The organism is Succinatimonas hippei YIT 12066 (assembly GCF_000188195.1).
GTDB lineage: Bacteria > Pseudomonadota > Gammaproteobacteria > Enterobacterales > Succinivibrionaceae > Succinatimonas > Succinatimonas hippei.
Window position 1 is genome coordinate 1 of record NZ_GL830986.1, and the last position, 8,181, is coordinate 8,181.

Annotated in this window: 9 protein-coding genes; 8 read left to right on the forward strand and 1 reads right to left on the reverse strand. The window is 38.9% G+C overall.

Annotated elements, in window-relative coordinates:
- Positions 1-119: 119 nt before the first annotated feature.
- On the forward strand, positions 120-1,589 hold the full coding sequence (gene guaB, locus HMPREF9444_RS04625) for an IMP dehydrogenase (protein ID WP_009143210.1): 1,470 nt from the start codon (positions 120-122) through the stop codon (positions 1,587-1,589).
- A gap of 67 nt (positions 1,590-1,656) precedes the next feature.
- The gene (gene guaA, locus HMPREF9444_RS04630; protein ID WP_009143211.1) at positions 1,657-3,225 is read left to right on the forward strand and encodes a glutamine-hydrolyzing GMP synthase; all 1,569 of its coding nucleotides are present in this window, start codon (positions 1,657-1,659) and stop codon (positions 3,223-3,225) included.
- Between the two features lie 81 nt (positions 3,226-3,306).
- On the opposite strand, the gene HMPREF9444_RS04635 is transcribed toward guaA, so the two are convergent.
- Positions 3,307-3,867: a helix-turn-helix domain-containing protein gene (locus tag HMPREF9444_RS04635; protein WP_009143212.1), complete on the reverse strand. Its 561-nt coding sequence runs from the start codon at positions 3,865-3,867 to the stop codon at positions 3,307-3,309.
- Positions 3,868-4,010: 143 nt separating this feature from the next.
- Here HMPREF9444_RS04635 and HMPREF9444_RS04640 point away from each other — a divergent pair, with 143 nt between their 5' ends.
- The 6 genes from HMPREF9444_RS04640 to HMPREF9444_RS04665 all read left to right on the forward strand — a co-directional run bounded on the left by HMPREF9444_RS04640 (position 4,011) and on the right by HMPREF9444_RS04665 (position 8,164).
- Positions 4,011-4,193: a helix-turn-helix domain-containing protein gene (locus HMPREF9444_RS04640; RefSeq protein ID WP_009143213.1), complete on the forward strand. Its 183-nt coding sequence runs from the start codon at positions 4,011-4,013 to the stop codon at positions 4,191-4,193.
- Between the two features lie 12 nt (positions 4,194-4,205).
- On the forward strand, positions 4,206-5,273 hold the full coding sequence (locus HMPREF9444_RS04645) for a site-specific integrase (RefSeq protein ID WP_009143214.1): 1,068 nt from the start codon (positions 4,206-4,208) through the stop codon (positions 5,271-5,273).
- A complete protein-coding gene (locus HMPREF9444_RS04650) occupies positions 5,254-5,571 on the forward strand; it encodes a plasmid mobilization protein (protein WP_009143215.1) in 318 nt (105 codons plus the stop codon). The genes HMPREF9444_RS04645 and HMPREF9444_RS04650 overlap by 20 nt, the downstream gene beginning before the upstream one ends.
- Before the next feature lie 61 nt (positions 5,572-5,632).
- A complete protein-coding gene (locus HMPREF9444_RS04655; protein WP_009143216.1) occupies positions 5,633-6,631 on the forward strand; it encodes an AAA family ATPase in 999 nt (332 codons plus the stop codon).
- An 87-nt stretch (positions 6,632-6,718) separates the two neighbouring features.
- Positions 6,719-6,967, forward strand: coding sequence for a hypothetical protein (locus tag HMPREF9444_RS04660; RefSeq protein WP_009143217.1), 249 nt, complete (start codon positions 6,719-6,721; stop codon positions 6,965-6,967).
- A 216-nt stretch (positions 6,968-7,183) separates the two neighbouring features.
- Positions 7,184-8,164, forward strand: a complete 981-nt coding sequence (locus tag HMPREF9444_RS04665; RefSeq protein ID WP_009143218.1) for a type IIL restriction-modification enzyme MmeI — start codon at positions 7,184-7,186, stop codon at positions 8,162-8,164.
- Positions 8,165-8,181: the final 17 nt, after the last annotated feature.

The following is an 8,181-nucleotide window of genomic DNA, read 5'->3' on the forward strand; positions in this document are numbered from 1 at the left end:
TTGTGATAATCTTCACATGAAGTTGTCGCCATAAAAAAATTTTGAACTCTGCCAAAAAATTGCAAGATTTTGATATAATTCTCGGTTAATTTATACATTAATAAGTTAAAGGAGTCTCTATGCTGCGTATCGTTGAAGAAGCTCTTACCTTTGATGACCTCTTATTAGTTCCCGCACATTCCACCGTTTTGCCTAACACTGCCGATTTACATACTTATTTAACATCCAATATCCAGCTTAACATTCCGCTTATCTCCGCGGCAATGGATACCGTTACCGAATCTAATTTAGCTATCGCTTTAGCTCAGGAAGGCGGAATAGGTTTTATTCATAAGAATATGTCAATTGAACGCCAGGCCGAAGAAGTGTCTCGCGTTAAGCGTTTTGAAAGCGGTATGGTAACCCATCCGATTTCCGTTCACCCTAATGCTACTATTGCCGAAGTTCGCGAGATGACGGCAAAATACGGATTTGCAGGATTTCCGGTAATTGATGACGAGGATAACCTTTTAGGTATTATCACGGGTCGTGACGTTCGTTTCGTAACAGATCTTAAAAAGAAAGTTTTTGAGGTTATGACCCCGAAAGAGCGCTTGGTAACCGTGCGTGAAAAAGCTTCCCAAGAAGAAGTTATCGGTTTGATGCAGAAACACCGTATTGAAAAAGTTTTAGTCGTTGACGATACTTTCCATTTAAAGGGAATGATTACTGTTAAAGACTTTAAGAAAGCCGCTAATAAACCTAATGCCTGTAAAGACGCTTTAGGCCGTTTGCGCGTAGGTGCCGCTATCGGTGCCGGTCCCGGCAATAACGAGGCTCGAGCCAAGGCATTGGTTGAAGCGGGTGTCGACGTGCTTTTGATTGATTCTTCTCACGGTCACAGCCAGGGTGTTTTAGATCGTATAGCAAGCATTAGAAAACAGTATCCGCAGTTGCCGATTATCGGCGGTAACGTAGCCACCGCTGAAGGCGCAATCGCTCTTGCCGAAGCCGGCTGTTCCACCGTTAAGGTCGGTATCGGACCCGGTTCAATCTGTACAACCCGTATCGTCACCGGATGCGGTGTCCCGCAGATGACTGCAGTTGCAAATGCGGTTGAAGCTTTAAAAGGTACTGATATTAAAGTAGTCGCTGACGGCGGTATTCGTTATTCAGGCGATATTGCCAAGGCTCTTGCTGCAGGTGCTAACTGTGTCATGGTAGGCTCTATGTTTGCAGGTACCGAAGAGGCACCGGGTGAAATTGAAATTTATCAGGGTCGTTCCTTTAAGTCTTATCGCGGAATGGGCTCACTTGCTGCTATGGCTAAAGGCTCTGCTGATCGTTATTTCCAATCTTCAGATAATGCAGCTGATAAGCTTGTTCCTGAAGGCATTGAGGGACGAGTTGCTTATAAAGGCTCGCTTCGCGGTATTATCCATCAGCAAATGGGCGGATTACGCTCTGCTATGGGGCTGACCGGATGCGCTACTATTGATGAATTACGTACTAAAGCTAAGTTTGTACGTATTACCGGTGCCGGTATCCGTGAGTCTCATGTCCACGACGTTACCATCACCAAAGAAGCACCTAATTATCAGAGCCACTGATTCAAATAAAAGGGCCGCTATAGTGCGGCTCTTTCCCTTTATTTAACCTTTAAAGTTGATTGAGCCAATGAACAGCACCAATATTCATTCAGAGAAGATCTTAATTTTAGACTTCGGATCTCAAGTCACTCAATTAATTGCCCGCCGCGTGCGCGAAATCGGTGTTTACTGCGAAATTATGCCGTGGGATGCCGATCTTAAGCATATGCAGGAATTTGCTCCTCAGGGCATTATCTTGTCAGGAGGTCCTGAATCAACCACAGAAGAAGGTTCTCCGCGCGCCCCGGCCTGGGTGTTTGAAGCCGGAGTTCCGGTTTTAGGCATTTGTTACGGTTTACAGACTATGGCCGTGCAGCTTGGCGGCAAGGTTGAAGGTTCAAATCTTCGCGAATTCGGTTATGCTGCCGTTGAAATTAAAAGCGAGTGCCCGCTTTTTGACGGTCTTACCGATCATGAAGGCAAGCATGAACTTGATGTGTGGATGAGTCACGGTGATAAAGTTACAGCTATCCCTGAAGGTTTTGAGGTTGTAGGTTCTACCGATACCTGTCCGTATGCCGCAGTTTATGATAAGAAGCGAAATTTCTTCGGCGTGCAGTTCCACCCTGAAGTAACTCATACCAAGCAGGGCGGGGAGTTCCTGCGCCGCTTCGTTATTGAAGTTTGCAAATTAAATGCACTATGGTCGCCGATGGCTATTATTGATGATGCCGTTGCGCGTATTCGCCGTGAAGTCGGCGATGCCAAGGTGCTTTTGGGATTGTCCGGAGGTGTTGATTCATCAGTTACCGCATTGCTTTTGCATAAGGCAATTGGTGATAAATTGACCTGCGTATTTGTTGATAACGGACTTTTGCGCTTAAATGAAGGTCAGCAAGTTAAGGACATGTTCGCAGACATGGGCCTTAACATTGTTTATGCCGATGCATCAGAGCGTTTCTTGAGTGCTTTAAAAGGCATTTCTGATCCGGAGGCAAAGCGCAAAGCAATCGGACATACTTTTATTGATGTGTTTGCCGATGAAGCACGTAAGCTTGAAGGTGTTGACTTCTTGGCTCAAGGTACTATTTACCCTGATGTTATTGAGTCTGCAGCAGCAAAAACCGGTAAAGCTCATGTCATTAAGTCTCACCACAATGTCGGCGGATTGCCGGATGACCTTAAGTTTAAGCTCGTCGAGCCTTTGCGTGAGCTCTTTAAAGATGAAGTACGTCGTATCGGTGTTAAGCTCGGTTTGCCTGAGAAAATGGTGCAGCGCCATCCTTTCCCGGGACCGGGACTAGGTGTGCGTGTTTTAGGTGAAGTTAAGCGTGAATATCTTGATTTACTTCGTCAAGCTGACGCCATTTTCATGGAAGAGCTCAATAACTCAGGCTGGTATCAGAAAGTAAGTCAGGCTTTTACCGTTTTCCTGCCGGTTCGTTCCGTAGGAGTTATGGGTGACGGTCGCCGCTATGACTATGTTGTAGCCTTGCGTGCCGTTAAGACCATCGATTTTATGACTGCAAAATGGGCAGAGCTTCCTTATGATTTGTTAGGCCGTGTGTCTAACCGCATCATTAATGAAGTAAACGGTATTTCCCGCGTTGTGTATGACGTTTCAGGTAAACCGCCTGCAACTATTGAGTGGGAGTAGTTATAAAAAAGCCCTAATTTACTGAAATTTAATGTAATTTAGGGCTTAATTTTTATTAGTGACACGTTTTTGACACACTTTTTATTTTTGCGTTAACTTTTCTTGCAACGACATTAAGTTAAACTCTATTTCTTCAATTTCGTTTTTAAGGTTCTCTGGTATTTCTTTTTCTTCTTGCTTTAGTTTTACAATCTCAGTGTATTTACATAGCCAAGAATAAAAATCCTCAATTAAAATTTCATCTTTAAGCTGCATCTCTGTATTTTTTAAATCAAGAGTTTTACCTAGTTCTGAAATAATTGATAAAACATTTTCTAGTTTGGAATTTAGTTTGAGAGTAAATCTATGATGTGTCTTATCAAGACTGTACTCAAGAAAACCTGATTTTATAAGAAGAACTAAAGTAGCAAGAAGATCTCCTTTTGTATCAAGTTTTATATCGCAGCTATCAAAGGATTTAAGACACAAGGGACTTATGTTAAAAGTTTTGGCAAGGTTTTGTATGTGTTGATCTTGTGGCACATTTATATCAATTTCATATTTACGGATTGCACTGTGGTTTATACCGCTAAGCTCAGCAAGTTTACCTTGGGTTAATTGGTTTTCTTTGCGCAACTCTTTTAGTTTTTGAGAAATTTTCATAAGAGCCTCAATGTATCAAGATTGCTACATTATCGCATTTTTTTATCTGTAAAAAAATTTATGTTGACATGTTGCAAGTATGCAACATATAATTAATTTAGAAATTGTTGCAATAGTGCAACAATAAAAACAGAGAAAAAATTATGGACAAGAAAATTTTTATGACAGCAAAAGATGTTGCAGATCTTTTAGGGATATCTATTGGACATGCTTATAAATTGATTAGACAGATGAATGCTGAGCTTAAGAACTCAGGATTTATTGTCGTTGCAGGTAAAGTGCCTACAAGTTATTTCAAAAAGAAATGTTATGGGTTTTTAAATTAAGGACATTTATGTATGGCTACTTTTGTTAAAGAAAAAAATGGTACTTGGCGTGTTGTTTTTGTATATCAAGATTGGACCGGAGACAGGAAAAGGACAACTAAGCGTGGCTTTTTAACTAAAAGAGAGGCAAAGGACTGGTTAGACGATTTTTGTTTGGTTAAAGCAGACGATCTTAATATGTCATTCAGCTCTCTTGTTGATGCCTATTTTGAAGATATGGCACATCGTCTTAAATTGAACACTATTATGACGAAGAGGCAAATAGTGACTACAAAAATTTTGCCATATTTCAAAGATAAAGCAGTATGCGATATTTCTGCTGTTGATATTAGAAAATGGCAGGCTGTAATGATTTCCAAAGGAAATAGTGAAACCTATTTAAGGACTATAAACAATCAATTAAGCACTATTTTTAACTATGCGGTGCGTTTTTATGACTTAAAAGTAAATCCTTGTACTAAAGCCGGATCTATAGGATCAAAGAATGCTGTCAGTAAGGACTTTTGGACGGTTGAAGAGTTTAAAACTTTTGCTGACGGGCTTTATGATAACTGGGATGCCTATATCGGTTTTAATTTACTCTTTTGGACCGGGATGCGCATTGGAGAGCTTTTAGCTTTGAATGTTAAAGACTTTGATCTAAAGGCCAAGACGGTGTCTATTTCAAAGTCATATCAGAGAATAAAAGGTAAGGATGTAATTACTAAACCTAAGACACTAAACAGTACTAGGGTTGTAAGTCTACCTAACTTTTTGATTGAAGATTTAGAAGATTATTTTTCCCATATTTATGAGGTAAATGACCGTTATCGACTATTTCCATACACGAAGCATTACTTTAATTATGAAATGCAGCAGGTATGCAAGCGTACCGGGGTTAAGAAAATACGTCTTCATGATCTAAGGCACTCTCATGCTTCTCTTTTGGTAAATATGGGATTAGGCGCCAAAGTAATTGCCGATAGACTTGGACACAAGCGAATTGAAACTACGCTTAATACTTATTCTCATTTATATAAAAGAACGCAAGATAGTGTGATTGCAACTTTGGAGGATGTAAATGCCAAAACAGAAAACTAAGCAGTATCAAAGAAAAAGGCCTATAGTTGTTGCTTTTAGGGTATCAGCGCAAGAGCTTGCAGCCATTAAAGAACGAGTTTTTTTAAGTGGCAAAAACAAGGCAACATTCTTTTTGGATTCTTTACTTCATCAAAAGATTGAGATTACTGCTGGCAAATTTGCAAGTGACAGGTTGTCTCTTGAAGTAAAGCGTCTGGCAAATGCTCTTGAAATGAAGGATGTTAAGGATGAAATAAGAGATCTTTTACTTGAGTGTAGAGAGTTAGTCTGCCAACTAATCTCTCTACTTAAAAAATAGTTATTTTAGGAAAATAACGTGGTCTCATTATAGCAAAGTGAGGCTGCGTTTAAGGACAATTATGGAATTTTTAAACGCAAGTACCAAAGTTCCGCTTAAGATCATCAACATGGAAGATGTTGCGGTTGAAGAGGTTAAATGGCTTTTATATCCGTTTATTCCTTACGGTAAAGTGACAATCGTGCAAGGAGATCCGGGAGAAGGGAAAACCACTTTACTTTTGCAAATTATTGCACGTTTAACTTTAGGCAGGAATGTATTTGATAGCGATGAAAAATCACAATTTGCAATTAAATCGTCAGAGCCGCAGCAGGTGATTTATCAAACAGCTGAAGATGGTTTAGGCGATACGATTAAACCTAGGCTTATAGCCGCGGGGGCAGATTGTCGTTATGTAAACGTCATTGATGAAAGCGATATGCCATTATCCATGCTTGATGAAAGGCTTGAGGCTGCAATTGTAAAAACCAAAGCGCGATTGGTGGTTTTAGATCCAATTCAGGGCTATATCGGTTCAAATACTGATATGCATAAAGCTAATGAAATTCGACCTATCATGAAAAGAATTTCAATTATTGCGCAAAAGTATAACTGTGCAATCGTGCTTATTGGTCATATGAATAAAAACAGCTCTAGAAAATCATCCTATCGAGGGCTTGGCTCAATTGACATTGTAGCTGCAGCAAGAAGCGTTCTTTTAGTTGGGAGAATAAAAGACAAGCCTGAACTTAGAGTTGTCTGTCATGTTAAAAGCTCACTTGCTCCGGAGGGTAAATCCTTATGTTTTGAACTTAGTAAAAATGAAGGTTTTATCTGGCGCGGTGAATGTGACATCAGTGCTGATGAGCTTTTGTCATCAACAATGCGAGAAAGCAAAGTAACTAATGCCGTTGATTTTTTAGCTGAGGTTTTAGCCAAAGGTCCAGTCAGCAAAACCATTATTGATGCCGAGGCAGAAGTAAAAGGTATAAAAAGCCGAACACTGTGGAATGCCAAGCAAAAACTTAATATTTCATGCTTTAAATCAGGTAATCAATGGTATTGGGATCTTAAAAAATAATTTCATGTTCGCAAGTTCGCAACTTCGCAAAACTCTAGGACTTTGCGATCTTGCGAAGTTGCGAACTTGATTTAAGGAATAAACAAAATGGCAAAAGTTCAGATAGAAAAAGAATTATTTGATTTGCTGGTGCGTTTTCATGTCACCGGAAAAGAGCAGGAAATCTTGCATCGAGATAGAGCTCTTATAAGACAAGGACTTGAAGAAAAGCTTCAGGCAATGAAATTGCACAATCTTTATTCGGAGTCTAAAAATTGTAAATTTAAAGAGTTAAGAGAAACAGCGCGGCAGCTGTATCTTGATGAGAAAGGAATTCACAAAGATTTTAGGTGGTAGTTTCACTTTTTGAGCTTTTACGAGAGCGTGACACGCTCTCGTTGTGCTTTTAAGGTGACAGTTTTACCCCAAGGCTCTTTGGTAAAAAGGGATATAAAATCCTATCCATAGTATTTTTATACTGATAATTATTGCGTTAAAATTATTGGCAATCAGTATGAAATCAAAGCTCTATTCTATAAATTAATATCAGAAAATTTTTATTAAGGATATATTATGGCAGATGGCACCATTATCGTTAAACTTGAGAAATTAGTAAAAAAATTAGAAAAGAAATTTGATTTTGAAGTTCTTTTTTGTGAGTTGATGACGATTTATGGAACTGCAAAGTCTTATGTCAAAGGTGCTGCTGATAATAATCGCTCATATAATCTTGCTGAAGATTTTATAGACGATTCTATGGTACGCAGAGACATTGCTTTAAAGAAAAGAGTGTACTTTAGGTTTTTAAAAAACGATGATGACGTTGCTGATAGTATCAATCAAATAAAGGAATTGTCTGTTGTTAAAAATACTAAAAATGATATTCCTTTTATTATTGCAGCAGGCCCGACAACTATATGCCTTTATAATCGCAGCGAAGACGATCAAATAACTATTGACTATGAAGATTTGCCGCAATTTTATACTTTTTTATTGCCGCTTACTGGTGATCACTCTAAAGTTGTAATTAAATCTGAGCATGACGCTGATGTAAGAGCTTGTGTAAAGTTAACTCGTTTACTTGAAACATTAGCTGCGCATAATCATTTACAAAAAGAAAATTTACACAGCTTAAATGAATTTATAAGAAGAGTTTTATTTTGTCTGTTTGCTGAAGATACCGGTATTTTTTCAAAGCAAGAAGATATTTTTTCAACTACATTTGCATCTTTGACAGCAAAGGATGGTAGCGATTGTCAGCATTTTTTCTACGATTTATTTACTGTTTTAGATACTCCTGAAGATAGGCGTCAGAATTTAAAGCATATTCCACATGAAATTTTGCAATTTCCCTATGTAAATGGTGGTTTATTTAGAGAAAAATCTTTTGTGCCGCAGTTTGATGCCAAGACCAGAAATCAGCTTATAGATTGCGGAAGATTAAAGTGGAAAGAAATATCTCCAGCAGTTTTTGGCGCTATGTTCCAAAATGCAATGGATCCTGATAAACGCCGCAATATGGGAGCTCACTACACATCTGAAAAATCTACATAAAAAAGCACATAGATCCT